The sequence below is a fragment of the Amycolatopsis samaneae genome, assembly GCF_039541975.1.
GTDB lineage: Bacteria > Actinomycetota > Actinomycetes > Mycobacteriales > Pseudonocardiaceae > Amycolatopsis > Amycolatopsis samaneae.
The window spans coordinates 1-24,534 of the sequence record NZ_BAABHG010000010.1 but is presented as its reverse complement, the minus strand read 5'-3'; the positions used below and the strand labels follow the sequence as shown (position 1 = coordinate 24,534).

The 24,534-nt window shown below is 71.0% G+C and carries 20 protein-coding genes and 1 tRNA gene; 10 read left to right on the top strand and 11 right to left on the bottom strand.

Annotated elements, in window-relative coordinates; genetic code table 11:
• Window positions 1-2: 2 nt before the first annotated feature.
• Together ABD987_RS25935 and ABD987_RS25930 are read right to left on the bottom strand one after the other, a co-directional pair.
• A complete protein-coding gene (locus ABD987_RS25935; RefSeq protein WP_345398930.1) occupies window positions 3-806 on the bottom strand; it encodes a zf-HC2 domain-containing protein in 804 nt (267 codons plus the stop codon).
• A complete protein-coding gene (locus tag ABD987_RS25930; protein WP_345398927.1) occupies window positions 803-1,354 on the bottom strand; it encodes an RNA polymerase sigma factor in 552 nt (183 codons plus the stop codon). Before ABD987_RS25930 ends, ABD987_RS25935 begins: the two co-directional genes overlap by 4 nt.
• An 87-nt stretch (window positions 1,355-1,441) precedes the next feature.
• Between ABD987_RS25930 and ABD987_RS25925 the strand changes: the two genes are divergently transcribed.
• The gene (locus tag ABD987_RS25925; RefSeq protein ID WP_345398924.1) at window positions 1,442-2,170 is read left to right on the top strand and encodes a transporter substrate-binding domain-containing protein; all 729 of its coding nucleotides are present in this window, start codon (window positions 1,442-1,444) and stop codon (window positions 2,168-2,170) included.
• Between the two features lie 112 nt (window positions 2,171-2,282).
• Here the strand turns inward: ABD987_RS25925 and ABD987_RS25920 are convergent, their stop codons facing one another.
• Together ABD987_RS25920 and ABD987_RS25915 are read right to left on the bottom strand one after the other, a co-directional pair.
• A complete protein-coding gene (locus ABD987_RS25920; protein ID WP_345398921.1) occupies window positions 2,283-3,206 on the bottom strand; it encodes a nucleoside triphosphate pyrophosphohydrolase in 924 nt (307 codons plus the stop codon).
• On the bottom strand, window positions 3,203-4,198 hold the full coding sequence (locus tag ABD987_RS25915) for a SurA N-terminal domain-containing protein (protein WP_345398918.1): 996 nt from the start codon (window positions 4,196-4,198) through the stop codon (window positions 3,203-3,205). The genes ABD987_RS25920 and ABD987_RS25915 overlap by 4 nt, the downstream gene beginning before the upstream one ends.
• A gap of 232 nt (window positions 4,199-4,430) precedes the next feature.
• On the opposite strand from ABD987_RS25915, the gene ABD987_RS25910 reads away from it, so the two are divergent.
• Window positions 4,431-4,835: a hypothetical protein gene (locus ABD987_RS25910; RefSeq protein WP_345398914.1), complete on the top strand. Its 405-nt coding sequence runs from the start codon at window positions 4,431-4,433 to the stop codon at window positions 4,833-4,835.
• Between the two features lie 35 nt (window positions 4,836-4,870).
• Here ABD987_RS25910 and mfd read toward each other — a convergent pair whose 3' ends face one another.
• From mfd to ABD987_RS25895, 3 genes are all read right to left on the bottom strand, one after another.
• The gene (mfd, locus tag ABD987_RS25905; RefSeq protein ID WP_345399949.1) at window positions 4,871-8,431 is read right to left on the bottom strand and encodes a transcription-repair coupling factor; all 3,561 of its coding nucleotides are present in this window, start codon (window positions 8,429-8,431) and stop codon (window positions 4,871-4,873) included.
• 816 nt (window positions 8,432-9,247) lie between these two features.
• Complete coding sequence (locus ABD987_RS25900) at window positions 9,248-9,754, bottom strand: DedA family protein (protein WP_345398911.1); 507 nt, start codon at window positions 9,752-9,754, stop codon at window positions 9,248-9,250.
• A complete protein-coding gene (locus ABD987_RS25895) occupies window positions 9,726-10,340 on the bottom strand; it encodes a class I SAM-dependent methyltransferase (RefSeq protein ID WP_345398908.1) in 615 nt (204 codons plus the stop codon). The genes ABD987_RS25900 and ABD987_RS25895 overlap by 29 nt, the downstream gene beginning before the upstream one ends.
• Before the next feature lie 131 nt (window positions 10,341-10,471).
• Here ABD987_RS25895 and ABD987_RS25890 point away from each other — a divergent pair, with 131 nt between their 5' ends.
• The 3 genes from ABD987_RS25890 to ABD987_RS25880 are packed head-to-tail and all read left to right on the top strand — an operon-like array spanning window position 10,472 to window position 13,508.
• Window positions 10,472-11,641, top strand: a complete 1,170-nt coding sequence (locus tag ABD987_RS25890; RefSeq protein WP_345398905.1) for a sensor histidine kinase — start codon at window positions 10,472-10,474, stop codon at window positions 11,639-11,641.
• Window positions 11,638-12,291 carry a response regulator gene (locus tag ABD987_RS25885; RefSeq protein ID WP_345398902.1) on the top strand — a complete coding sequence of 218 codons (654 nt, stop codon included), beginning with the start codon at window positions 11,638-11,640 and terminating at the stop codon, window positions 12,289-12,291. Before ABD987_RS25890 ends, ABD987_RS25885 begins: the two co-directional genes overlap by 4 nt.
• A 38-nt stretch (window positions 12,292-12,329) precedes the next feature.
• Window positions 12,330-13,508 carry a PQQ-dependent sugar dehydrogenase gene (locus ABD987_RS25880; RefSeq protein ID WP_345398899.1) on the top strand — a complete coding sequence of 393 codons (1,179 nt, stop codon included), beginning with the start codon at window positions 12,330-12,332 and terminating at the stop codon, window positions 13,506-13,508.
• Between the two features lie 45 nt (window positions 13,509-13,553).
• Here the strand turns inward: ABD987_RS25880 and ABD987_RS25875 are convergent, their stop codons facing one another.
• The 4 genes from ABD987_RS25875 to ABD987_RS25860 all read right to left on the bottom strand — a co-directional run bounded on the left by ABD987_RS25875 (window position 13,554) and on the right by ABD987_RS25860 (window position 18,764).
• On the bottom strand, window positions 13,554-14,474 hold the full coding sequence (locus tag ABD987_RS25875; protein WP_345398896.1) for an LppU/SCO3897 family protein: 921 nt from the start codon (window positions 14,472-14,474) through the stop codon (window positions 13,554-13,556).
• 188 nt (window positions 14,475-14,662) lie between these two features.
• Window positions 14,663-16,978: an FG-GAP repeat domain-containing protein gene (locus ABD987_RS25870; RefSeq protein ID WP_345398893.1), complete on the bottom strand. Its 2,316-nt coding sequence runs from the start codon at window positions 16,976-16,978 to the stop codon at window positions 14,663-14,665.
• A gap of 124 nt (window positions 16,979-17,102) precedes the next feature.
• Complete coding sequence (locus ABD987_RS25865) at window positions 17,103-17,696, bottom strand: TetR family transcriptional regulator (protein WP_345399946.1); 594 nt, start codon at window positions 17,694-17,696, stop codon at window positions 17,103-17,105.
• Window positions 17,697-17,798: 102 nt separating this feature from the next.
• Window positions 17,799-18,764 carry an acyl-CoA desaturase gene (locus tag ABD987_RS25860; protein ID WP_345398891.1) on the bottom strand — a complete coding sequence of 322 codons (966 nt, stop codon included), beginning with the start codon at window positions 18,762-18,764 and terminating at the stop codon, window positions 17,799-17,801.
• Between the two features lie 207 nt (window positions 18,765-18,971).
• Between ABD987_RS25860 and ABD987_RS25855 the strand changes: the two genes are divergently transcribed.
• The 5 genes from ABD987_RS25855 (at window position 18,972) to ABD987_RS25835 (ending at window position 24,376) form a co-directional block, all read left to right on the top strand.
• Window positions 18,972-19,043: transfer RNA gene (locus ABD987_RS25855), tRNA-Gln, on the top strand.
• A 102-nt stretch (window positions 19,044-19,145) separates the two neighbouring features.
• Window positions 19,146-20,840, top strand: a complete 1,695-nt coding sequence (locus ABD987_RS25850; RefSeq protein ID WP_345398889.1) for a GGDEF domain-containing protein — start codon at window positions 19,146-19,148, stop codon at window positions 20,838-20,840.
• Between the two features lie 46 nt (window positions 20,841-20,886).
• Window positions 20,887-22,383, top strand: coding sequence for a bifunctional UDP-N-acetylglucosamine diphosphorylase/glucosamine-1-phosphate N-acetyltransferase GlmU (gene glmU, locus ABD987_RS25845; protein WP_345398887.1), 1,497 nt, complete (start codon window positions 20,887-20,889; stop codon window positions 22,381-22,383).
• On the top strand, window positions 22,380-23,360 hold the full coding sequence (locus ABD987_RS25840) for a ribose-phosphate diphosphokinase (RefSeq protein WP_345398884.1): 981 nt from the start codon (window positions 22,380-22,382) through the stop codon (window positions 23,358-23,360). The genes glmU and ABD987_RS25840 overlap by 4 nt, the downstream gene beginning before the upstream one ends.
• 143 nt (window positions 23,361-23,503) lie before the next feature.
• Window positions 23,504-24,376, top strand: coding sequence for a TIGR03621 family F420-dependent LLM class oxidoreductase (locus tag ABD987_RS25835; RefSeq protein ID WP_345398881.1), 873 nt, complete (start codon window positions 23,504-23,506; stop codon window positions 24,374-24,376).
• The last annotated feature ends 158 nt before the right edge of the window (window positions 24,377-24,534 follow it).

The window sequence follows — 24,534 nt, the reverse complement described above, 5'->3', positions numbered from 1 at the left end:
GGTTACCAGCGCCGCGCGCTGAGTCGGGTGAAAGCACCGCGCCGCAGCACGACGATGACGGCCGTGACGGCCAGGACCGTGGCCCACAGCGGCACCCATTGCTCGCCGAGCAGGGACGCCTCGCGCTGGAAGGCCACCGTCGGCAGGACCACGATGGCGGCCCAAAGGCCGATCAGCGTGTACGCCGCCCGCGCCATGCCGATGATCCCGCCGAGCGCCAGCGTCCCGGAGGTGAAGGCCAGGCCGGGCAGCAGGGTCATCGCGATGGCGCTCCCGGTCAGCCACTGGGCGATCAGGAGCAGCGGGAACACCACGGCCAGCACCGCGGTCGTCCGCCTGAGCACCAGGTACAGGCCCGCCTTCGGGGTGGCGGCGATCAGCTCGTAGGCCGGGTCGACGCCCCGGGTCCACGCGGCCGCGACCCCGAGCACCGGCAGGACCGGCGCGCAGAGCCGCACGAACGAGATCCCGCCGTCGCCGCGCCACATCCGGTCCATGGCCACGGCCGCGACGATCACCAACAGGGCCATCAGCAGCCACGGCAGCATCACCGGGGTCACCCAGGTGCGCAGCCAGGCCGCCCGGCGGCGTGGCGCGGGCGCCGTCTGCGCGAGTTCGGGTTCCAGCCGGGTCCAGACGCTCTCCAGCGCCGAGAGTGTTCCCGGGGTGTCGACCTCGGCCAGCGCGCCCCGGCAGGCGGCGCAGGTTTCGAGGTGGGATTCCAGTGCCCAGACGACGTCGTCGGCGAGGTCTTCGCCGCGGACGTATCTGGTGATCAGTGCGGCCGACGCGTGTTCGGCGTTCATGACATGGCCTCCCGCATGGCGATCCGCGCCCTGCGTGCACGGGTTTTGACGGTTCCTTCCGGCAGTCCGAGCAGGATCGACGTCTCCCGGACGGTCAGCCCGTCCAGGACCATCGCCTGCAGTACGGCGCGGAGTTCGGGGGCGAGGCGGCGCAGCGCGTCGCCGACCTCGTCGCCGACCGTGGTGGCCAGCGCTTCCTCCTCCGCCGCCGGCGCGAGTTCGGCTGCCATCATCTCGGGTGGCGGCTGGGCGTGGTGCGCCCGGCGGCGGAAGGCGTCGACGAGGCGGCGCGCGGCGATGGTCCAGACCCAGCCGACGGCGCTGCCGCCGGTCACGCTGCCCGCGAACGATCCGGCGGCACGCCACACCGCGAGGTAGGTGTCCTGGAGGACGTCGGCGACGACCTGCTCGTCGGCGCACCGGCGCCGCAGGCGCACGATGAGCCACGGCGAGGTGCGGCGGTAGAACTCCTCGAACGCCGTCCGGTCACCTTTGGCGGTGAGCCGGATCAGCTTCTCCTCGTCCAGCTCGCCGAGTGCACGCTTCACATCAGGCAAGACGCCGGGATCCGGCGCGAGGTTCTCACCCGGACGTGTGCTCCGTCACAGCGCCGCGGGGATGCGTAGGCTCCGCCCATGACCACTTCCGATCTCGTGTCGACGTTCGCGCCCACCGGTACCCTGCGCGCCTCGATCAACCTGGGCAACCCGATCCTCGCGGGCCGGGACGCGAGCGGCGCGCCTGCCGGGGTGTCGGTGGACCTGGCCCGCGAGTTCGGCGCGCGGCTCGGGGTGGATGTCGAGCTCGTGGTGTTCGAGAAGGCGGCGGCCTCGGTCGAGGCGGTACGCGGTGAGCAGGCGGACCTCGGGTTCTTCGCGATCGACCCGGCGCGGAGCGAGGGGCTGCTGTTCACCGCGCCGTACGTGCTCATCGAGGGTGCGTATCTGGTGCCGGACTCGTCGCCGCTGACCGAGAACGCGCAGGTCGACGCCGCCGGGCAGCGGATATCGGTCGGCTCCGGGAGCGCGTACGACCTGTTCCTGACGCGGGAGATCCGGCACGCGGAGATCGTCCGGCTCCCGGGCGCGGCGGGTGCGCTGGCCGCGCTGCGCGAGGGGACGGTCGAGGTGGCGGCGGGGATTCGCCAGGTGCTGGAGGGAGAAGCCGGCCGGTCGCCGGAGGTCCGGGTGCTGCCGGGCCGGTTCATGGTGATCCAGCAGGCGATGGGGACGCCGTCGGGACGCGGTGCCAAGGCACAGGCGGTGCTGGCCGGGTTCGTGGAGGAGATGAAGGCGAGCGGTTTCGTGGCGGAGGCGTTACGGCGGCACGGCGTCGAGGGCGCCATCGTCGCCCCACCCGCGTGAGCACCGGCTCCGCGCTCTCCTGACCGTGCCGTCTGTCCGGTGTGGACGGTGCAAGTCCGTGAATGCCACATTGAGGGACTCTGATTCCCTCAATGTGGCATTCACGGACCACTCAGGCGGAGGGCCAGAACTTGCGCCAGCCGTCGGCTTCCAGGGTGGCCGGTTCGAGTCCGGCGGCGCGGGCGGCCTGTTCGGCGGCGCGGACGTCCTTGGCGAACTGTTTCGCCAGCGCGCGTAGTTCGCCTTCCGGGTCGATCCCGGCGCGGCGGGCGGTGGCGGCGACGCGGAAGAGCTGTGCGGCGGTGTCGCCGCCCTGTGGGAAGAGGTCGAGCGGGATGCCCGCGCGTCCGGTCCGCTGGCCGAGCTTGCCCGCGAGGGCGGTGGCGGGCTGGCCGAGCGCCACGCCGTCCACAATGGACTCACGGCGCTTTTCGGCCTGCTTCAGCTCTTCCCACTTGACCTGCTGGTGCTCGGCACTCTCCACCTTGGGGCCGTCGCCGAAGATGTGTGGGTGACGACCGACGAGCTTGTCGACGAGCCCGCGCGCGACGTCGTCGATGTCGAACGGGTCGTCCCCGTGCTCGGCGGCGACACGCGCGTGGAACAGCACCTGCAACAGCACGTCGCCGAGCTCCTCGCGCAGCGCCGTCCGGTCGCCTTCCTCGATGGCGTCGAGCAGTTCGTAGGTTTCCTCGACCAGGTACTGCACCAGCGACTCGTGGGTCTGCACCGCGTCCCACGGGCAGCCGCCCGGCGAACGCAGGCGATCGAACACCTCGACGGCCTCGGCCAGTGGCGGCACCGGCGTCTCGATCACCTCCGCCCCGGCCGCGACCAGCGCCGCCGCGGCCGGTTCGGCGCGCGACGCGGTGATCAGGACGATGCCGCGCGCGCCGGGCGCCTCCGCCACGGACGGCACGCCGAAGGCGGCGGGGTCGACATCGGAAGCCGCGTACACGGCCTGGGAACGCAGGAACGGGAGCGCGGCGGCCGGGAGTGTCGCCCCGCGGGCGACCACGACGACCGACGTCGTCACTGCTGCACGGTGGCGGCACCGTGCGGGAGCAGGACGACTCCCTTGGTGGCCGCCTCGTTCGGCGCGAGATCCATGCTCACAACATCCCACACGCCGTAGCGCGGGTTGACACGCAGGTCGAGCTGGCCGAGGTACGGGGCGAGCAGGCTGCGCCCGAACGCCGAGAGCAGCGCGGGGGTGGGCTGGACGCTCTGGTCGACCGACTGCGGCTTGTCGGTCTCGCGCTGCCGCACGACGAGGACGGCCCAGCCCGTGACGCTGCTCGGGCTGGTCTGCACCGCGATGACGCTGCCGACCGGAGCTCCGAACAGGGCCGACAGCGGCGTGCCCGCGTACTGCAACGCGACGAACTTGTCGGAGCCGGACTTGGTGCCGTTCGCCTGCTTCTCCCTGGTGAAGACCGCGCGCGCGGCGGCGGGGTCGGCGGCGACCTCCTTGGCCACCGCGACGGCCCGCGCGCGGGCCGCGTCCGCGGTCATTTCGCGGTCGACGACCGGGAGCGCGAAGTCCGCCGTGATCGCCATCTTCGGCAGGTACTTCACCGCGAGCTGCTGGAGAAGATAGTTGTCGGTGAGCGCCTCGCGGTGGTCACGGACGCGGCTGACCACGTCCCCCACGGCGGAGGAGGGGTCCTGGGCCTCCGGGGCGGCGGGGCCGGCCAGCGGATCCCGTTGCAGCGCCTTGGCGACCTCCGTCTCGTCGACGGTCAGGCCCTCCTGCTTGGCGGCCTTGGTGATCAGCTCGTGCACGACGAGCTGGCGGACCACCTCGCGCCCGAGCAGATCCGCCTTGTGCTGGCTCGCCAGCTGCTGGGCGACCGGCTGTTCCCGGACCGCCTTGTCGATCAGGTTCTGCACCTGGTCGATCGAGGTCGACCGGTCACCGACGATCACCGCCGCGCCGACCTGGCTCGGCCCGGCACCGCACCCGGTGAGCAGGAGTGCGCCGGCAAGGACAGCGATCAGCCCGCGAGGGCGCCCCATGATCCGCATCACAGGCACACCCTCTCACACGACACCGACAACGAGAACCGGGTCATGCGCGAGTTCGTGCGTGTCGTGCCCTTCCGTTACCAATCCGGGGGTCCCGGAAAAGGGACTCGCGCGGCCGGGTCACCAGCAAGGACAGTTCTCCACGGGGCCCGCCGGACGAGCGGCGCGGCCGGCGGGCCCCTTCCGTCTTTTGGCCGATGGGCGGGCACCTTCGGCGGCGTAGCCTCGGTTCATGGACCACTGGCTCACCATCGAAGTACTCGACGGGACGTTCCCGGCGAGTGACTGGCGCCGGTCCCTGGGTGACCACCTCACGGAAGCCGCCATCACGAACGGCGCCGAACACTGGACGTGGCACCAGCATCACTGGGGCGTACTTCTCGAAATCGAATTCGCCGACGACGAACGACGTGACCGCTTCCGGCGTTTGCCCGCGGTGACCGCGGCACTCGACGCCGTGCCGGACCCCGAACGCGGCCTGCTCGTCTATCCGGGGCGTGGCGGTGGCTCGGGCTCACGGGTCCCGCGCGGGCCGCGGCCGTTGCCGATGGCGGGCGCGGGTGCGCTGCCCGTGCCGCAGGAGGAGCGGTACACCCTGCTGGCGGAATCGGAACCGCCGGTCACGCAGGGCGTGTAAGCGAGTTCTCCGGCGGGGCGCACCCCGCCGGAGAATCAAGCCGGTGCCGGGCTTTTCGTCAGGTGCGTCAGGAGTTTCGCGCACCAGTCGAGCAGGGCTTCGTCGCGCAGCATCGGCGCGCCGATGCGACCGCCCGCCGGGCCCTCGGTCGGCTTCGGCACCGACACGGTGTTCGTGACGGCCTTGTACACCGCCTTCGGATAAAGGCGCTTCAGCCGCACCAGCTGCGAATCCAGCAACGGCAGGGGCGCGAACCGGATGGTGTTGCCCTGCACGGCCACCTCGGTCACGCCCGCGGCGCGGCAGGTGTGGCGGAACGCCGCGACGGCAAGGAGTCGCTGTACCGGGGCGGGCGGCTGGCCGTAGCGGTCGACGAGTTCCTCGCGGACCGCGTCGAGCCCTTCGGTGTCCGGGGCGGCGGCGATCTTGCGGTAGGCCTCCAGCCGCAGCCGCTCGCCGGGCACGTAGTCGTGCGGGATGTGCGCGTCCACCGGGAGGTCGACGCGGACCTCGGCCAGCTCCTCCTCTTCGGAGGGCTCCGCGCCCGCGTGTTTGCGGAACGCCTCGACCGCCTCGCCGACGAGGCGCACGTACAGGTCGAAGCCGACGCCCGCGATGTGCCCGGACTGCTCGGCGCCGAGGATGTTGCCCGCGCCGCGGATCTCCAGGTCCTTCATCGCGACGGCCATGCCAGCGCCGAGTTCGGTGTTCTGCGCGATGGTGGCGAGCCGGTCGTGCGCGGTCTCGGTGAGCGGTGCCTCCGGCGGGTACAGGAAGTACGCGTACCCGCGCTCGCGGCCACGTCCGACGCGGCCGCGTAGCTGGTGCAGCTGGGCGAGGCCGAGCAGGTCGCCGCGCTCGACGAGCAGGGTGTTGGCGTTGGAGATGTCGAGCCCGGTTTCGACGATCGTGGTGCACACGAGGACGTCGTACTCGTTCTCCCAGAAGCCCTGGATGATCTTTTCGAGCTTCTCCTCGTTCATCTGGCCGTGCGCGGTGACGACGCGGGCCTCCGGCACCAGCTCGCGGATGCGCTTGGCGGCCTTCTCGATCGAGGAAACCCTGTTGTGGACGTAGAAAACCTGGCCGTCACGCAGCAGCTCGCGCCGGATCGCGGCGCCGACCTGCTTGTCGTCGTAGGCGCCGACGTAGGTGAGGATCGGGTGCCGGTCCTCGGGCGGGGTGAGGATCGTGGACATCTCGCGGATGCCCGCCATGGACATCTCCAGCGTGCGCGGGATCGGCGTCGCGGACATGGTGAGCACGTCGACGTGGGTGCGCAGCGCCTTGATGTGTTCCTTGTGCTCGACGCCGAACCGCTGCTCCTCGTCGACGATCACGAGGCCGAGGTCCTTGTAGCGGATCCCGGTCTGCAGCAGGCGGTGCGTGCCGATGACGATGTCGATCTCGCCGGCGGCGAGCTGTTCGAGGATCGCGTCGGACTCGGTCTTGCTGGTGAACCGGGACAGCCCCTTGATGGTGACCGGGAACGAGCGCATGCGTTCGATGAACGTGCTGAGGTGCTGCTGGGCGAGCAGCGTGGTCGGTACGAGCACGGCGACCTGCTTGCCGTCCTGCACCGCCTTGAACGCGGCGCGCACGGCGATCTCGGTTTTGCCGTAGCCGACGTCGCCGCAGATGACGCGGTCCATCGGGACGCCGCGCTCCATGTCCGACTTGACCTCGTCGATGGCGGCGAGCTGGTCCTTGGTCTCGGTGAACGGGAAGGCGTCCTCCAGCTCGGACTGCCAGGGGGTGTCGGCCCCGAACGCGTGGCCGGGCGCGGCCTGGCGGGCGGCGTAGAGCTGGACCAGCTCGGCGGCGATCTCCTTGACCGCCTTTTTGGCCTTGGCCTTGGTGTTCTTCCAGTCGGAGCCGCCGAGCTTGTTGAGCGTGGGCAGTTCGCCGCCGACGTAGCGGGAGACCTCGTCGAGCTGGTCGGTGGGCACGAACAGCCGGTCGCCGGGCTGGCCGCGCTTGGAGGAGGCGTACTCCAGCAGCAGGTACTCGCGGGTGGCGCCCGCGACGGTGCGCTGCACCATCTCGACGAACCGGCCGATGCCGTGCTGGTCGTGCACGACGTAGTCGCCCTGCCGGAGCGCGAGCGGGTCGACCGCGTTGCGCCGCCGGGACGGCATCTTGGTGTTGAGGTCCTTTGTGGACTGACCGGCGGTGGCGCCGCGCCCGGTGAGGTCCGACTCGGACAACACGACGAGCGCGCGTTCCGGGGAGACGAACCCCTCGGCGAGACCGCCGCAGGTGACCGTGACGAGGCCCGCCGCGGGTGTCTCGGCGAGGCCCTCGGTGGCGAGCGTCGCGGGGATCTCGGCGGCGGACAGCTGCTCGACGGCGCGGGCGGCGGTGCCGTGCCCGGCGACGACGAGGACGGCCGTGCCACCGGACGCGACGTGCGCGCGCAGATCCGTCATCGCGCGTTCCAGCTCGCCTCGGTAGCCGGGGGCCGGCTCGATCGCGACCCGGTAGACATCCGGGTCCTCGCTGGTCAGCTGGGTGAGCGTCCACCAGGGGCGCTTGGTCTCCTGTGCGTGCTTGGCGATCTCGGCGAGGTCGCGGTAGGCCGAGGCGCCGAGGTCGATCGGGGCCTGGCCGCCCGCGGCGGCGGTGGTCCAGGAGGCCTCCAGGAACTCCTGGCCGGTGCGGACGAGATCCGCGGCGCGGGCCCGGATCTTCTCCGGGTCCGCCAGCAGGACGTGGGTGCCCGCGGGCATCGCGTCGGTGAGCAGCTCCAGATCGCCCTCGCAGAGGACGGGGATGAGCGCCTCCATGCCCTCGACCGGGATGCCGCCGGCGAGCTTGGTGAGCATTTCGGCGAGGTGTGCGTCGGCCTCGTAGGTCGTGGCCAGTTCGGCGGCCTTGGCCTTGACCGGTTCGGTGAGCAGCAGCTCGCGGCAGGGCGGCGCGCTGACGTGGGTGATCTCGCCGGGCAGGGACCGCTGGTCGGAGACCGCGAACGCGCGGATCTCGCTGACCTCGTCGCCCCAGAACTCGACGCGGACGGGATGCTGCGCGGTGGGCCCGAACAGGTCGAGGATGCCGCCGCGGACGGCGAACTCACCGCGCTTCTCGACCATGTCGACGCGGGTGTAGGCGAGCTCGACCAGCCTTTCGAGCAGGCCCTCGAAGTCGTGTTCCTCGCCGACCGTGAGGTCGATCGGCATGAGCGCGCCGAGGCCGGGGGCCATCGGCTGAATGAGGCTGCGGACCGTCGCGACGACGACGCGGAGCCGCTCGTCGCCGGTGGCGAGGCGGTGCAGCACCTCGAGACGGCGGCCGACGGTGTCCGCGCGCGGGGACAGCCGCTCGTGCGGCAGCGTCTCCCACGAGGGGAAGTCGGCGACGGCCCCGGGGCCGAGCAGCGCGCCGAGCGCGGCGGTCAGCTCGTCGGCCTCGCGGCCGGTGGCCGTCACCGCGAGGACGGGACGGCCCGCCTCGCCGCCGTCTCCGGTGGCCAGCGTGGCGGCGACGAGCTGGCGCGCCGCCGTCGGGCCCTGGAGCTCGAGCAGCGGGGCGCCGGCGCGCTCGGCCACCCCGCGCAGGGCCGGGTCGGGAAGGATGGTGTGGAGGAGTCCGGACAGTGGAGCGTCGGTCACCGTTCCAGCCTACGTGCCACCCCCGACAAGGCGGCGGACACCGCCGACTCTCCCGCGCACATCGCCTGCTCATCGCCCAGGTGGGCTGCGGGTGGGTGCCGCGGGATGGGCTGCGGGGACGGGCTGCTGGGCCAGGGGTGGCCGTGCGGGTGCCCATGCCGGGACAACGCGGGCGCCCGTACGCGGCATGTCTCCCCGCGTCGTCGACCGCCTGGCGACCGAGTCACCGAACGAATCTCCCGGACGAATCTCCGGGCAAGTCACCGAACGAATCTCCGGCGAATCTTCGAACAAGCCGAGCGGACCGCTCCATCGGGGTAGGCAGCCCCCTCCCGTCCCGGGGGCACCCCTCCAACCAGCCTATCGGGACCCTGGGGCTCGAAGGGGTGACGCGGGAAATCTGTGGACAACGGGAGCGGTTGTGGACAACCCGCCTCGGGTGCACGGCGAGTCCGTCAATGCCACATTGAGGGACTCTGAGTCCCTCAATGTGGCATTCACGGACCGTCGGCGGTGGTGCGGTGTCGCGAACGGAGCGTTGGGGACGGTGAGCGATGCTGTTGGCTTTCCCCGGGACAAGTTGGGTGCTGAAGGACGCTTTCAGTGCGTTGGCCGCGCTGAAGGACGCTTTCAGTGCACTGAGCGCACCGATGGCGTCCTTCAGCACACCCGGCCGCCAGAACACGCCACCAGCGTCGTTGAGCGTCGCGAACGGACCGTTCGGGACACCGCGACACCGCCGCACCCGCCGCGCCTACCGCACCCACCACACAGGCCGCATCGGGAAGTCCTTTGTGGACGTCAGCCGGACACCGACGCGCCCGCCCGGCCCAGCAGGATCTCCACGCTCGCCCACAGCACCGCGGCGCACACGCTCCCCGCGACGAACCGCCGGTACGGCATCGCCGCCGACCCCGCGACACGCGGCACCAGTGTCCGCACGCCCGCGAGGCAGCGTCCGGCGATCACCGCCGGGACGCCGTAGCGGGCCACCGTCGTTTCCGCCCGTTCCCAGCGGTGCGCGCCGATCCGGCGCCCCATGCGGGACGAGCGCAGTTTCGGCCCCCAGTACCTTCCTTCCAGGTACGCGACCTGATCCCCGAGCACCGCGGCCGCGACGGCCACCCCCAGTGCGAGGCCGAGGTCGAGGGTGCCCCGCTGCGCGAGGAAACCCATCAGGAGCAAAGTGGACAGTGTGGGCAGGACGATTCCGGGCAGCAGCGCCGTTTCCGCGGTGACGAGCAGCGCGCAGACGAGGTAGACCAGCGGCGCCGGGGCGTCAAGAAGTGGCCGTAGCAGACTGTCCACGACGCTGTTCCGTTCGAGAAGCGACCGGCAGCGCGGCGCGGTGGACGAAGGCGGGCGGCAGGTTCGCCCACACCACCGGGCTGCGTTCGACCACCGAGAAGCGGGCACGCACCGCCGCGGCGAACCGGCGCGCGGGCGGCGTCCACGCCACGTGCGCGTAGGCGAAGGTGCTGAACCGCCCTTCCGGCGCGAGCACGGCGGTCACCGCGTCGAGGATCCGGGCCTGGAGCGCGTCGGACATGACCGTCCACGGCAGACCGGACACCACGGCGTCCACCGGGCGGGTGACCCGCGCGGCCAGCGTCTCGGCGGAGTCTTCGACGACTTCGACGGGGTCGTGTGCGAAGCGGCGCCGCAGGTCGGCGGCGAGCCGCGGGTTGATCTCGACGACGGTCATCCGCGCGCCGGGCGGGAGCCGGTCGAGCACGGCACGGGTGAACACCCCGGTGCCGGGCCCGAGTTCGACGACGGTGGCCGCGCGCTCCAGACCGAGTCCCGCGGTCATCGCTTCGGCGAGCGCCGGCGAGCTCGCCGCGATGGCGCCGGTGCGCACCGGATGGCGGAGGAATTCCCTGGTGATCGACATGTTTTCAAGCTAGGAACGGGTCTTGTGGCCCGGCGTCGGCCGGGCAGGCGCGGTTCGGTCCTCCCCCGGGAGGACCCGGCCGGTACCGCGGGACGACGCACGCGCACCGCGATCCGGGCTACGTTCGACGCGTGTACCGGCTGAACGTCTGGCTCCGCGCCCACCCGTGGGTGTGGGATCTACCGCTGTACGCGGTGTTCGTGGTCCTGTGGCCGAGAGGCCGCAGCGACTACCTGCCCTACGCGGTGCTGCTGATTCCCTACCTCTTCCTGCTGCCCCTGTTCTGGCGGCGGCGTTATCCGCGGGTCACCGCGGTGCTGATCATCGCCGGGGTGATCGCCCAGTACTCCACCGAAATCTGGGCCTCCGATCGCGGCCGCGGCGACCTCGCATTGGCCGTCGTGCTATTCAACCTGGTCAAGCGGGGCGATCGCCGGTTCGCCGCGGCGGTCGCGGGCTGCATCCTCGCGCTCGAGATCAGCTGGGCCTTCGTCTGGGGCGCGTCCTGGCAGTTCTCCGTGACGGCCTTCCTCGCCAGCGTGCCCCTGAACATCGCGGCGTGGGCACTCGGCGAGTTCTTCCATGCCAGGGAAAAGCTCACCGAGGAGGAAGGAGCCCGCGCGGAACTGGCGGCGTCGGAGGAGAAGGCGCGGGCGAGGGCCGCGGTCGCCGAGGAACGCACCCGCATCGCGCGCGAGCTGCACGACGTGCTCGCGCACAGCATGAGCGTCATCGTGCTCAACGCCGAGGGCGCGAAGCTCATGCGGCACCAGGACCCCGAATCCGTCGACCGGACGCTCGACACCATCAGCCGCACCGGCCGGGACGCGCTCGGCGAGCTGCGCAGGCTGCTCGAAGTGCTGCACGCGGGCGAAGCGGGCCGCAGTCCACAGCCGACGGTCACCGAACTGCGCGCGCTGGTCGACCAGGTGAGCACCGGGGGCCGCGACCTCGACCTGGTCGTCACCGGCGATCCCGGCGCACTGCCCGCGAGCGCGGCGCTGCAGGTGTACCGCATCGTCCAGGAGGCACTGACCAACATGATCAAGCACGCGCCCGCCGACGCCACCGGCCGGGTCGAGGTCGGCTTCGGGCAGGATGGCGCGCGGCGCGAGGTCCGGATCGAGGTCGTCAACTCCGGGGGCACGGAACGCCCGGCCCCCGAACTGCCGTCGTCGGGACGGGGGCTGGCGGGGATGGCGCAGCGGGTCGAGATGTACCACGGCGAACTGGACGCCGGGCCGACGGAGGACGGGGGTTACCGGGTGAGCGCGACGCTCGTACTGGAGGACGCGGCGTGATCCGCGTACTGATCTGCGACGACCAGGAGCTGGTGCGGGTCGGGTTGCGGATGATCATCGACAGCCAGCCGGACCTGACCGTGTGCGGCGAGGCCGTCAACGGCGAGGAGGCGATCGCCTCGGCCCGCGCGCTGACCCCGGACCTGGTGCTGATGGACGTCCGGATGCCGGTGCTGGACGGCGTCGCCGCGACCGAACGGATCTGCGCCGAGTTCCCCGGCGTCCGGGTGCTGGTGATCACCACGTTCGATCTGGACGAGTACGCGTACTCCGCGCTGCGGGCCGGGGCGAGCGGCTTCCTGGTCAAGGACGCCCCTTCGGACGAGATGCTGGTGGCCGTGCGCGGGGTCCTGCGCGGTGACGCGATGGTGTCGCCGTCGGTGACCCGGCGGCTGCTCGACCGCTACCTCGCCGACGACCGTGCCCCCGCCGATGTGTCCAAACTGGACTCGCTGACCGAGCGGGAGAAGGACGTCCTCGGGTTGATCGCGCGGGGTCTGTCCAACGCCGAGATCGCCGGGAAGCTCTACATCGGCGAGACCACGGTGAAAACGCACGTCGGCCGCATCCTCGGAAAGCTCGGGTTGCGGGATCGGGTGCACGCGGTGGTGTTCGCCTACGAGAGCGGGCTGGTCCGCCCCGGCGGCTGACCGTGGCGCCGGATCGGGCGGCGGGGCATCCTGGAGGCATGCGCGCAGCTGTCCTGGCCGGGCTCACCGCGGTGACGGCGCTGGTCACGGCCTGTTCGGGGGCGTCGGGCCTGCCCTCGGGCCCGGCCCCGGCCACCACCCGGCCCGCTGCCGGGGCGTTCCGGGTCGAGCAGGTCGCGGCCGGGCTGGAACACGGCTGGGACCTCGGTTTCCTGCCCGGCGGCGCCGTGCTCGTCACCCAGCGGCCGGGGAGACTGGCGCTGGTCAAGGACGGCCGCACCACGAACGTCGCGGCGGACTTCGCCGACGTGCTCGTCAACGGCGAGGGCGGGCTGCTGGGCCTCTCGGTGAGCGCGGACTTCGCGACGTCACGCGAGTTCACCACCTGCCAGACCCACCGGGAGGGCACCCGCGCCGTCGATGTCCGGCTGGTCACGTGGAAGCTCGCCGAGGACGACGCGAGCGCGACGCGGGTGCGGGATCTCCTGACCGGGCTGCCGGTGAACCCGAGCGGGCGACACTCCGGCTGCCGTCCGGCGCTCGGCCCGGATGGAGCGCTCTACGTCGGCACCGGGGACACCGCACAGCCCTCGATCGCGCAGGACCGGCACAGCCTCGGCGGCAAGGTGCTGCGTGTCGATCCGAAGACCGGGGAGCCCTTGCCGGACAACCCTTTCATCGGCTCGGCCGATCCGCACGAGCGGCGGATCTACACCTACGGGCACCGGAACGTACAGGGCGTGGCGGTGCGTCCTGGCACGAACCAGATCATCACCGCCGAGCACGGGCCGGACTTCGACGACGAGGTGAACCTGCTGCGCGCCGGGGCGAACTACGGCTGGGACCCGTCGAAGGGCGACACCGAGACCAGTTACGACGAGAGCGTCCCGATGACCGACACGAAACGGTTCCCGGACGCCGTCCCTCCACTGTGGACAACGGGGAAGATCACCGAGGCGATCTGCGCCGACGCCTTCCTGACCGGCTCCCGCTGGGGCTCGAACGAGGGCGCGCTGGCCGTGGTCGCGCTGAAGGGCCAGAAGCTGCTGCTGTTCCACCTCGACGCGGTGGGCAGGGTGAAGGACGTCTCGCTGCCGCCGGAGTTCGACGACCGGTTCGGGCGGCTGCGCGCGGCGCGGAGCGGCCCGGACGGCGCGTTGTACCTGACCACGTCGAACGGCACCGACGACAAACTGCTCCGCGTCACCCCCGCCTGACTCGCCGCGTCGGGCGCCCTCCCGTCGATAGGCGTGCGCCCGACCCTAGTGCCGGAGTTGCTCCAGGCAGTACCGCGTTCCGCTGAGCACGTTGCCCATGCCGTACCAGACGGCCTCGGTGGCGGTGGGCATCGACGGGCAGTTCTTCGCGACCGGGTCGGTGAGCCCGTCGATCTGCGTGACGCCGTCGACCTTGCCGACGACCTTGTACTTCGCGCCCGCACCGCAGTCGAGCACCGTCAGGCTCTTCCCGGTCAGGTTCAGGCAGCCACCGACCACCGGCCTGCGGTTGCCGGGGTTCTTGACATCCTCCAGGCAGAGCACCTTTTCCTGCGGCAGCACCGAGGCCCCGGACCGCTTCCACCGGACCGCCGCGCCCGCGGTGGGTGCCTGGACGCAGGCGTCGCCGCCGAAACCGAACGCCGACCCCGGCTCGATGGCGACGACCTTGTACCCGGCCTCACCGCAGGGCACCTTCACGGTCTTCTGCGACTCGACCACGTCGGCCTTGAGGCACTCACCGACCAGCGGCATCCGCTCGCCCGGCGTCTTCAGGTCCTCCAGGCAGAACGCGGTGCCGTTGCCGCCGCGCACCCCCTGCCAGAAGACCGCGTCCGCGGTCGGGAACGGGTCGCACACCGAGGCGGAGATCCGGAGCGCGAGCTGCGTCTGGTCCCCCACCTTGCCCACGACCTTGTACTTGGCGTCCGGCCCGCACTCCATGGAATGGATGCTCTCGGCGTCGTCGACCTGCCCCCGCACGCAGGAACCGACGTCCATCGCGGACTTACCGAGCTTCGGCGCCACCACGACCACCAGGAAACCGATGAGGAACGCCGCGAGCACCGGGATCCCGGTGAACAACGCGATCTTCAGCCCGCGCCCACGCGGCTTGTCCACGATGATCGGCGGTGCCTTGGGCAGTTCGCTCCCGAACTCCGCCGGGCTCGACGGCAGCTTGTCCATGACGTTCCCCCTAGCCGATGACACCGCGTCGCGCGGATGCGTGATGTCATCCACCGGCCACCCGGGAACGTTACGGCCTTTCCCGCCTTCCGGACGAAATGTGCCCGGCCCCACAGCTCCCCCGGACGCTCTGAAGGCCACCTTGAGGGACCTGAGTTCCCTCAAGGTGGCCTTCAGAGTCCCGGGCCTCAGCCGTTGGGACGGACGGGCACGCCGCCGGTGGCCTCCTGCCAGCCGAGGACACGGTCACCGAACGCGGTGCCGTCGGAGCGCAGTGTCCACAGTTGAGTGTCGCCGGGGGCGTTCGCGGTGACCACCGCGACGTCGGCCTTTCCGTCCCTGTCGAAATCCCCCGTGGTGAGCACGGACTTCGCGGGGTCGAGCTCCCCGGTGCGCCGCCACCAGTCACGCGGGGCGAAGCCGTTCGCGGAGCCGAACACGACCATCGCCGTGTCGCCGCCCCCGTGGTCGTACATCGCGACGAGATCGGCCTTGCCGTCGCCGTCGATGTCCGCGGCCACCGGGGTGCTCCGGTCGGCGCGGAACGGGCCCTCCCATGTGGACACTCCGGCTTCGAAGGCGGAGCCGGTGGAGCGGTGCACGGTCAGGCTCGCCCGGCAGTCGCCACCGTCGCGGAGTTCGGCCAGGTCGGCGCGCCCGTCGCCGTCGAAGTCGCCGGCCACCAGGTTCGCCCTGGCCGGGTCACCGGGCGAGGTGTACCAGGTGACCGGGGCGTTCAGCGCGCCGCCGGGGAACACCGTCACCTGCCAGCCGCCCTCGGCAGGCCGCTGCACCGCGACGTCGGCCTTGCCGTCGCCGGTGAAGTCACCCGCGAACACGCGCAGCCCGCTCAGCGGCCACGCCTCGGCGCCGCTGTCCCAGGTGTTGCGGCCCGCGTAGCCATGGCCGTCCGAGGGATAGACCGACAACTGCGCCCGGTCGCCGAAAGCCTGGGTGAGCGTCGCGACGTCCGTGCGGCCGTCCCCGTCGAAGTCGCCGCGGACGTACCGCAGTGGCCCGGGGCCGCCCATGGTCACTCCGGCGTCCATCACGACCGTGCCCTGGTGGAAGCCGCCGTCGCGGGCGGTGACGTTCCAGATCCTCCTGCCACCGAAGTCGTGGTCCATGAACAGCGTGACGTCGGCGCGGCCGTCCCCGTTCATGTCCTCGGGCACGTGCGAGGGTGGTGCCGGGTTCGCCAGCGCGGCCAGATCCCAGGACGGGGTGAGGTCGCTGACGTTGCCCGCCCGGTCGACGGCGCGGACGTAGAGCCGTGCCGACGCGACGTGGGTGATCGGGTCCTCGAACACGGTGACCGGGAGCACCGCGCTCCCGTCCGGCGCGGCCTTGATCCGGCGGGTGACGCGCTCGGCCTGGAAGCCGTACATGAACTCCGCGACGTCGGTGTCGGCCGCGGCCGCCCGCAGCGTCACCGTCCCGGTGGTCCTGGCGGGAAGCACCGGTTCACCGTCCGGGAAGTCGGTGGAGGAGATCCGCGGTACTCCTGGCCGGACGGCGTCGACCGTGAAGAAACAGTCCGTTGTGGACGGACGGGTGTCGAGCGCGTCCCTCGCCTGTGCGTGGTAGTGGTAGGTCTGCCCGGCCACGAGCACGCCCTCGGGGATCTGCGACCAGGAGAACGCGCCGGCGCCGATCGGTCCGACCTCGCTCGCGTACGCGAGGGTGCCGTCCGCGCGGAGGATCTCCAGCCGGGTCGTGACGCTGTCCGAGGACTCGGGGTCGGCGGTGGCGCCGGAGAACTGCCGCACCCTCCCGTCGTTGAGCGGAGTGGGCGCCTCCGCGGTGCCACACGGCGAGGGATAGGAGGTGGAAACCCGCGTCACGGTCGGCGGATTGTTGTACTCCAGACTGAGGAAAGCGCTTTCCGGCTTGAGTGCCATCCCCTTCGGCAGCTGCTCGTTCCGCAGCTTCAAGCCCAGGGTGACGAACCCGCTGCGTTCGTCCGCGGCCCGCTGCGCAAGCGCTTTCAGCGCGTCGCTCGCGAATTCCAGCCGGAGCGTCCCGCCGCCACAGGCGTCGGCGGACGTGGTGGCCAGCGGCGCGCCGCCGAGCCACGCGTCCCGCGAGTTACGCCAGGTCACCGGCCGCGCGGAGTCGATGGGCCGCACCGCCCACAGCTCCAGTGTCGTCGGCGAGCACGGCCGCGCGGTGTCCACCGAGACGTCGAACTCGGCCCGGTGGATCCGCGATCCGTTCGCCTTCGACGTGTCGATCCGGAAGAACGAACGGAACACGCCCTTCGGATCCGCGGAGCGGCCGACCCGCGCGGCGTCGCGCGCGGAGTCCCAGTACGAGCGGTCGGGCTCGCGCTCGTTCACCTGGGTCCAGCGGGACATCGGCGCCGCGTGACCGACGGCTCCCGCGACGTGCTGCCCGGCGACGGCGACGAGCAGCCCCGCCATCAGCAGCGCGACCGCGCCCACTCGGGCGAGGGCGCCCGCTCTCGATCTTTTTCCCGCCTGGTCATGTTCGGTGTGCAACACGCGGCCTCCCCAAGAGCCGTTCGGATGTCACACCACGAACGCCCGCTTCAGGAACCGGGTTGCCCGGCCCGGCCCGCCATCACCCGAATCGCCCAAACGACGCGCGGTGGGAAAATCATCGACGTCAGCCCAGCCGCAGCTTCGGCTTGTGCTCCAGATGGGACAGTCCGTTCCACGCCAGGTTCACCAGGTGCGCGGCGACCTCGTCGCGTTTGGGCTTGCGCGCGTCGAGCCACCACTGCCCGGTCAGCGCGACCATGCCGACGAGCGCCTGTGCGTAGAGCGCGGCCAGTTTCTCGTCGTAGCCCCGCGCCGCGAACTGTTGCGCGAGAATGTGTTCGACCTGGCTGGCGATGTCGTTCAGCACCGTGGAAAACGTCCCAGTCGAGCTGGCCACCGGCGAATCCCGCACCAGGATGCGGAAACCGTCATGGGAGTGCTCGACATAGCTGAGCAACGCCACCGCCGCCTGTTCGAGCATCACCCTCGGGTGCCCGCCGTGCAGGGTGGACACCATCCGGTCGAGCAGGAGCTGGGTTTCGCGGTCGACGACGACCGCGTAGATCCCCTCTTTCCCGCCGAAATGCTCGTACACCACCGGTTTGGACACGTTCGCCCGGTGCGCGATCTCCTCGATCGACGTCCCGTCGAAACCCTTTTCCGCGAACAGGGCGCGTGCCACGTTCAGTAGCTGCTGCCTGCGTTCGGTCCCGGTCATCCGCACCCTGGTCACCGGGGCCGCGGGCCTCGCCCCGGTGACCGGTTCACGCTTTCCCCGCCTTCGTGCCGCCACCACGGCACTGTAGCCGAGGCAGGCGATTTATTTACTTTCGGTAGCGATCCGCGCCAGGCGCTGCGGGGTCGGCCAGCGCACGTCGTGCACCCAGCCGAACTTCTCGAAGAACCAGATGAGCCGGGCCGAGATGTCGATCTGGCCGCGCTTGACGCCGTGCCGCGCGGACGTCGGGTCGGCGTGGTGCAGGTTGTGCCACGACTCGCCGAAGGAGAAGATCGCCAGCGGCCAGAAGTTCGCCGACCGGTCACGCGCGGCGAACGGGCGCTCGCCGATCATGTGGCAGATCGAGTTCACCGACCACGTCACGTGGTGCAGCACGCAGACCCGCACCAGCCCGGCCCAGAAGAACGCGGTCACCCCGCCCCACAGCGACCAGGTGATCAGCCCGCCGAGGATCCCGGGGCCGACCAGGCTCACCAGCGCCCACAGCCAGAACAGGCTGTCCACCTTCTTGATCGCGCGGTCCTTGACCAGATCCGGCGCGAACCGGTCCTGGTTGGTGGTGTCGCGCTCGAACAGCCAGCCCATGTGCGCGTGCCAGAAACCCTTGGCGATGGCCACCGGCGAGGTGCCGTAGGCCCACGGCGAGTGCGGGTCGCCGTCGCGGTCGGAGAAGGCGTGGTGCCGACGGTGGTCGGCGACCCAGGTGATCACCGGGCCCTGCAGCGCGATGCTGCCCGCGATCGCCATCACGACCCGCAGCCACGGCTTGGCCTTGAACGACCCGTGCGTGAAGTAGCGGTGGAAGGCGACGGTGACGCCGAGCCCGCTGATGGCGTAGAACGCGACGAACAGCGCGACGTCGACCCAGGTCAGCCCCCAGCCCCAGGCGAACGGAACGGCGACGAGCAGGGCGACGAGCGGCGCGATCATGCCGATGTAGACCGAAATGTGGACGCTCATGGCGCGCTGCGCACCGTGGATGGGCTTGGGGCCCTTCGGGGCAGGGGGCTCCCCGGTGGGCTGGGAACGGTCGAGCGTTGCCGTCATGCAGTTCACTTCTTCCTACGTGGATCCCTGCGAAGGGTGACCTAACCTACGATGCCGTAAGTTACGGTACAGGAGGTTTTGGCGGCTGGGGAGAGGCGAACGACGGCATGGGGCACGCCGGGGAGCGGTGTGCGCGCGGTCACGCGGCGCGGGCAGCACCCTCCCGCACGGGGCCGCCCCGATCGTCGCTATCCTGACCAGGAACGATCCGCCGTAGTGTAATCGGCAGCACTTCAGATTTTGGTTCTGACAGTTCAGGTTCGAATCCTGGCGGCGGAGCAGCGCGAGGCGAACAGCGAGCAGCGGGGGTGAGCGCGGCTGAGCGACGAGACGACGATCGACGGCTTCACAGGCAGTGCCAGGCGGCCGACCCTGGTCGAGATGTCCGACGCCTGGCTGGTCGGCCGCGCCCGCGAGCTGACGGCCGCGGTCCAGCGGCTGGAACACCCGCAGCAGCTCGAGATCGTCGCCACGATGGACGAACTGCTCGACGAGACGCAGCGCCGCGGCGAACCGCTGCTGGTCGCCCAGTTGCTGCGCGCGTCCGCGCTGGCCAGGTTGCTCACCAGGGGGCTCGCCGCGGAGGCGGAGCCCCGGCTCGACGAGATGCTCGCGCACACCCGGCGCCACGGGCTCGCGCTGCTGCGCGCGGACGCGCACGCGCTGCGCGGGCGCCGGCTCGTGCTGGCCGAGCAGGAGGACGCCGCGCTCACCGAGATCGCGCGGGCACTGGCCATCCTGGACGATTCGACGATCCCGGACCGCGGCGTCGGCGTCCGCAACTGGAACCGGATGCAGTCGACCGCGCTGATCGACTGCTGGATCGTGCTCAACCAGCTCGGCGTGTACGAGGCCGCCGAGGAAGTCATCGGCCGCGCCCACCAGGCCATCCGCGAGAGCGCCAGCCCGCACGAGATCACCCTCCAGCTGTTCAACCGCGTCAAGATGCTGCTCGGCTGGGGCCTGCGGCTCGAACGCGTCGAGCAGTACGAGGCGAGCGCGGAGAAGTTCCGCGTCGCCGCGTCGATGGCCGAGGCCGCGGAGGGGCCGTTCGCCGAATCGCTGTTCCCGCGCCGGGCCGGGGTGCCCGCGGTCGACCAGGTCGGCGCGCTCGCCGCCGCGCTCGCGCTGCACGAACCGGGCGAACAGCACCTCGAACGCCTCGAACAGCTGTACTCCGGGCTCGGTTTCCCGTACGAGCGGGAGGTCGTGGCCATCGCGCTGGCGCGCTGCCTGGACAAGGCGGGCCGCCGCGAGGAGGCGCTGGAGATCCTGCGCGCCACGAAGAAGGCCATGGCCGAGGACATCTCGCAGCCGACCATGCGGCTCAACGTCTCCCGCGAGCTGGCCCGGCTGGACACCACCCCGGACTACGCGTCCGGCGCGAGCCAGTCGCTGATCGACTACGCGACGACGCTGGAAGCGGAGATGTGGACCCTGCGCGAATCGCAGATCGCCACGCTCAACGCGCGCCGCGAACACGAACGGCTCTCGGCCGAGCACGGCGCGATCACCCAGCAAGCGCTGCAGGATCCGCTCACCGGCCTGCCCAACCGCCGCGCGCTGGACGAGAAGCTCCGCATGCTGTCCTCGTCGGCGGACGCGCAGCCACTGGCCGTCGCGCTCGTCGACCTCGACGGCTTCAAGGGCGTCAACGACCAGCAGTCGCACGCCGAGGGCGACAACGTGCTGCGGGTCGTCGCGAGCACCCTGCGTGACGCGTTGCGCGGCGACGACGTCGTCGCGCGCTACGGCGGGGACGAGTTCATCGTGCTGCTGCCGGGCGCACCGGCGTCGGCGGCGAAGATGGCGCTCGGCCGCGCGGTGAAGTCCGTCGCGCAGCTCCCGCATCACCTTTCGCACGGGGTGACGCTGTCCATCGGGCTCGTCTCGCTGCGCCCGCAGGAGCGTGCCGAGCAGGTGCTCGCGCGGGCCGACGCGGCGATGTACGAGGCGAAGCGCGGCGGCGGCAACCAGGTCGCCTCGGCGAACTCGATGACCGCCGAACCGGCCACGGGCTGGCCTGGTGAGGAAGCTCCGACCGACCCCGCGTGGGGCGCTGAAGAGCCCACGTAGGATCGGGCCCCGACAGAGCATGTGTTGGTGAACTGTTGGGAGTGTCGTGACCGGCCCGCTGAGCACGTTGATCCTCGCCGCGGGTGAGGGCACCCGTATGCGATCCGCCACCCCGAAGGTGCTGCACCCGATCGCGGGACGGCCCCTGGTCGAGCACGCCGTCCGGGCGGCGGCGGGGCTCGAACCGGAACATCTGGTGGTGGTGATCGGACACGGCCGCGCGGCCGTCGGCGCGGAACTGGACCGCATCGGCGACACGCTCGGGCGCGGGGTGACCACCGCCGTCCAGACCGAGCAGAAGGGCACCGGGCACGCCGTCTCGTGCGCGCTCGCCGAGCTGCCCGACGGGCTGACCGGCACGGTGATCGTCAGCTACGGCGACGTGCCGCTGCTGGACACCGAGACGCTGTCCGCGCTGCTGGCCGAGCACACCGGCGCGGGCAACTCGGTGACCGTGCTGACCGCGGTCGTCGCCGACCCGACCGGATACGGCCGCATCCTGCGGGACGCCGACGGCGGGGTGACCGCGATCGTCGAGCAGAAGGACGCGACGCCGGAGCAGCACGAGATCACCGAGATCAACTCCGGGGTGTACGCCTTCGACGCGTCGGTGCTGGCCGACGGGCTGTCCCGGCTGTCCACCGACAACGCGCAGGGCGAGCTGTACCTGACCGACGTGCTGGCCATCGCGCGTGGCGACGGCAAGGGCGTCGGGGCGCTGGTGGTCGACGACCCGTGGGTGACCGAGGGGATCAACGACCGGGTCCAGCTGGCGACGCTGGGCGCCGAGCTGAACCGCCGGATCATCAGAGGGTGGCAGCGTTCCGGGGTCACCGTCGTGGACCCGGGCAGCACGTGGATCGACGCGGGCGTGACGCTCTCCCGCGACGTCGTCGTCGAGCCGGGCGTACAGCTCAAGGGGACGACGTCGGTCGGCGAGGGCGCCACGGTCGGCCCGGACAGCACGCTGGAGAACGTCACCGTCGGCGCGGGCGCGTCGGTGGTGCGGACGCACGGTTCGGACTCCGAACTGGGCGACGGCGTCAAGGTCGGGCCGTTCACCTATCTGCGGCCGGGCACGAAGCTGGGCGAGCAGGGGAAGCTCGGCGCGTTCGTGGAGACCAAGAACGCCGACATCGGCACCGGGACGAAGGTGCCGCACCTGACCTACGTCGGCGACGCGGTCATCGGCGAGCACAGCAACATCGGGTGCTCGAGCGTGTTCGTCAACTACGACGGGGTCAACAAGCACCGGACCGAAATCGGCTCCTACGTGCGGCTGGGCGCGGACAACACGTTCGTCGCGCCGGTCAAGGTGGGTGACGGCGCCTACAGCGGGGCGGGGGCGGTGATTCGCGAGGACGTGCCGCCGGGCACGCTCGCGGTGTCCGCGGGACCGCAGCGCAACATCGAAGGCTGGGCGATCCGGCGCAGGCCGGGCACGCCCGCGGCCGAGGCGGCGGAAGCCGCGCTCGCCGCACAGCAGGACACCACCGTTGTGTCCGATCCAGTAGCAGGAAACGACGGGGAGTCGCCAGCATGAGTCAGAAGTCCGGTACGCCGAAGAAGAACTTGATGCTCTTCTCCGGCCGCGCGCACAAGGATCTCGCGGACGAGGTCGCCAAGTACCTCGACGTGAGCATCACGCCGCAGACCGCGCACACCTTCGCCAACGGCGAGCTGTTCGTGCGGTTCGAGGAGTCGGTGCGCGGCTGCGACGCGTTCGTCATCCAGAGCCACACCACGCCCATCAACGAGTTCGTGATGGAGCAGCTGATCATGGTGGACGCGCTCAAGCGGGCGAGCGCCAAGCGGATCACCGTGGTCATGCCGTTCTACCCGTACGCGCGGCAGGACAAGAAGCACAAGGGCCGCGAGCCGATCTCGGCGCGGCTCATCGCGGACATGTTCAAGACCGCGGGCGCCGACCGGATCATGACCGTCGACCTGCACACCGCGCAGATCCAGGGCTTCTTCGACGGCCCCGTCGATCACCTGATGGCGCAGAATGTGCTGGCCGAGCACATCAAGAAGACCTACGGCGGCTCCGACATCGCGGTGGTCTCGCCGGACTCGGGCCGCGTGCGGCTGGCCGAGAAGTGGGCCCAGCAGCTGGGCGACCGGCCGATCGCGTTCATCCACAAGACCCGCGACCCCGACAAGCCGAACCAGGCCGTCGCCAACCGCGTGGTCGGGCAGGTCAGCGGCAAGCTGTGCGTGCTGGTCGACGACATGATCGACACCGGCGGCACGATCGTCAAGGCCACCGACGCGCTGCTCGCCGAGGGCGCCGCCGACGTCGTCATCGCGACCACGCACGGCATCCTGTCCGACCCGGCGACCGAGCGGCTCTCGAACTGCAAGGCGCGCGAGGTCATCGTCACCAACTCGCTGCCGATCCCGCCGGAGAAGCATTTCCCCGGCCTGACCGTGCTCTCGATCGCGCCGATGCTGGCCGAGGCCATCCAGCAGGTCTTCGAGGACGGCTCGGTGACTTCACTGTTCGACGGCGCCGCGTAGGTTTTCGCCGGTCCGTGAATGCCACATTGAGGGACTCTGAGTCCCTCAATGTGGCATTCACGGACCACTGAGTCCACTGTGGACACGTCCGCTGGGCGCGAAATCCCGCCACCCCGGGATCATGGGCCGCTAACGTCTGCGGCATGGGGAAATTCAGGTTCGGAATCGGCCTGCGGACGCTGGAAAACCAGGACGAGTGGATCGCGAAGTGCCGCCGGGCCGAGGCCCTCGGGTACGGCGCCATCACCGTCCCCGACCACCTCGGCACGGGCCGGATGGCGCCGTTCCCGGCGCTCACGGCCGCGGCGGCGGTCACCGAACGGATCCGCCTCGGGCCGCTGGTGTCCAACGTGCCGTTCTACAACCTCGGCCTCTTCGCCCGCGAGGTCTCGACCACGGTCAAGCTCACCGGCGGCAGGCTCGACCTCGGGCTCGGCGCCGGGCACATGAAGCACGAGTTCGACGACGCCGGGCTGCCGTGGAGCCCCGCCCGCGAACGCATCGCCTACCTCGGCGAAAGCCTTGGTGCGCTGGAGAAACACTTCGAGGACGAGGGCGTGGAGGCCCCGCCGCTGCTCATCGCGGGCAACAGCGACGGCGTCCTCGACCTCGCCGCGGCCCACGCCGACATCGTCGGGTTCGCGGGTCTGCGCCAGGCGCCGGGCAAGCCGCCGGGCACGTTCGTCCTCGACGACGCCGCCACGATGGACGAGCGCGTCGGCCATTTTCGCACCGGGGCGGTGGGCCGCGAGGTCGAGGCCAACATGCTCGTACAGAAGGTGACCGTGACCGACGACCGGCGCGCGGCCGCCGCGGCGTGGGCGGCCGACATCCCGTGGCTCAACCTCGGCGTCGACGAACTACTGGAGGCACCACAGTTGCTGCTCGGCACCGTCGACGAGATCGTCGAGCAGCTCGTCGCGCGGCGCGAACGCTACGGCTTCTCCTACATCACCGTGTTCGAACCGGCGTTGGAAAGCTTCGCTCCGGTCGTCGCCGAACTGTCCGGCAAATGAGCTGAAGGACGCCATCAGTGCGTTGGCCGCGCTGAAGGACGCAGTGATGATGATGTGTGTGGATGGAGGTTGTGGAGGGTCTGGCCCGGAAGGATGCTGACGCTCTCGGTTGGGGGTTGTCCTGTGAAGGATCTGCCGGCCTTGCGCGATCTCTGTTC

What these genes read in the sequence shown, in the direction of transcription:
- ABD987_RS25935 (WP_345398930.1), bottom strand. Translation starts at nt 806, where the DNA reads ATGAACGCCGAACACGCGTCGGCCGCACTGATCACCAGATACGTCCGC.
- ABD987_RS25925 (WP_345398924.1), top strand. Translation starts at nt 1,442, where the DNA reads ATGACCACTTCCGATCTCGTGTCGACGTTCGCGCCCACCGGTACCCTG.
- ABD987_RS25915 (WP_345398918.1), bottom strand. Translation starts at nt 4,198, where the DNA reads ATGCGGATCATGGGGCGCCCTCGCGGGCTGATCGCTGTCCTTGCCGGC.
- ABD987_RS25910 (WP_345398914.1), top strand. Translation starts at nt 4,431, where the DNA reads ATGGACCACTGGCTCACCATCGAAGTACTCGACGGGACGTTCCCGGCG.
- ABD987_RS25895 (WP_345398908.1), bottom strand. Translation starts at nt 10,340, where the DNA reads ATGTCGATCACCAGGGAATTCCTCCGCCATCCGGTGCGCACCGGCGCC.
- ABD987_RS25880 (WP_345398899.1), top strand. Translation starts at nt 12,330, where the DNA reads ATGCGCGCAGCTGTCCTGGCCGGGCTCACCGCGGTGACGGCGCTGGTC.
- ABD987_RS25875 (WP_345398896.1), bottom strand. Translation starts at nt 14,474, where the DNA reads ATGGACAAGCTGCCGTCGAGCCCGGCGGAGTTCGGGAGCGAACTGCCC.
- ABD987_RS25865 (WP_345399946.1), bottom strand. Translation starts at nt 17,696, where the DNA reads ATGACCGGGACCGAACGCAGGCAGCAGCTACTGAACGTGGCACGCGCC.
- ABD987_RS25860 (WP_345398891.1), bottom strand. Translation starts at nt 18,764, where the DNA reads ATGACGGCAACGCTCGACCGTTCCCAGCCCACCGGGGAGCCCCCTGCC.
- ABD987_RS25850 (WP_345398889.1), top strand. Translation starts at nt 19,146, where the DNA reads ATGTCCGACGCCTGGCTGGTCGGCCGCGCCCGCGAGCTGACGGCCGCG.
- ABD987_RS25840 (WP_345398884.1), top strand. Translation starts at nt 22,380, where the DNA reads ATGAGTCAGAAGTCCGGTACGCCGAAGAAGAACTTGATGCTCTTCTCC.
- ABD987_RS25835 (WP_345398881.1), top strand. Translation starts at nt 23,504, where the DNA reads ATGGGGAAATTCAGGTTCGGAATCGGCCTGCGGACGCTGGAAAACCAG.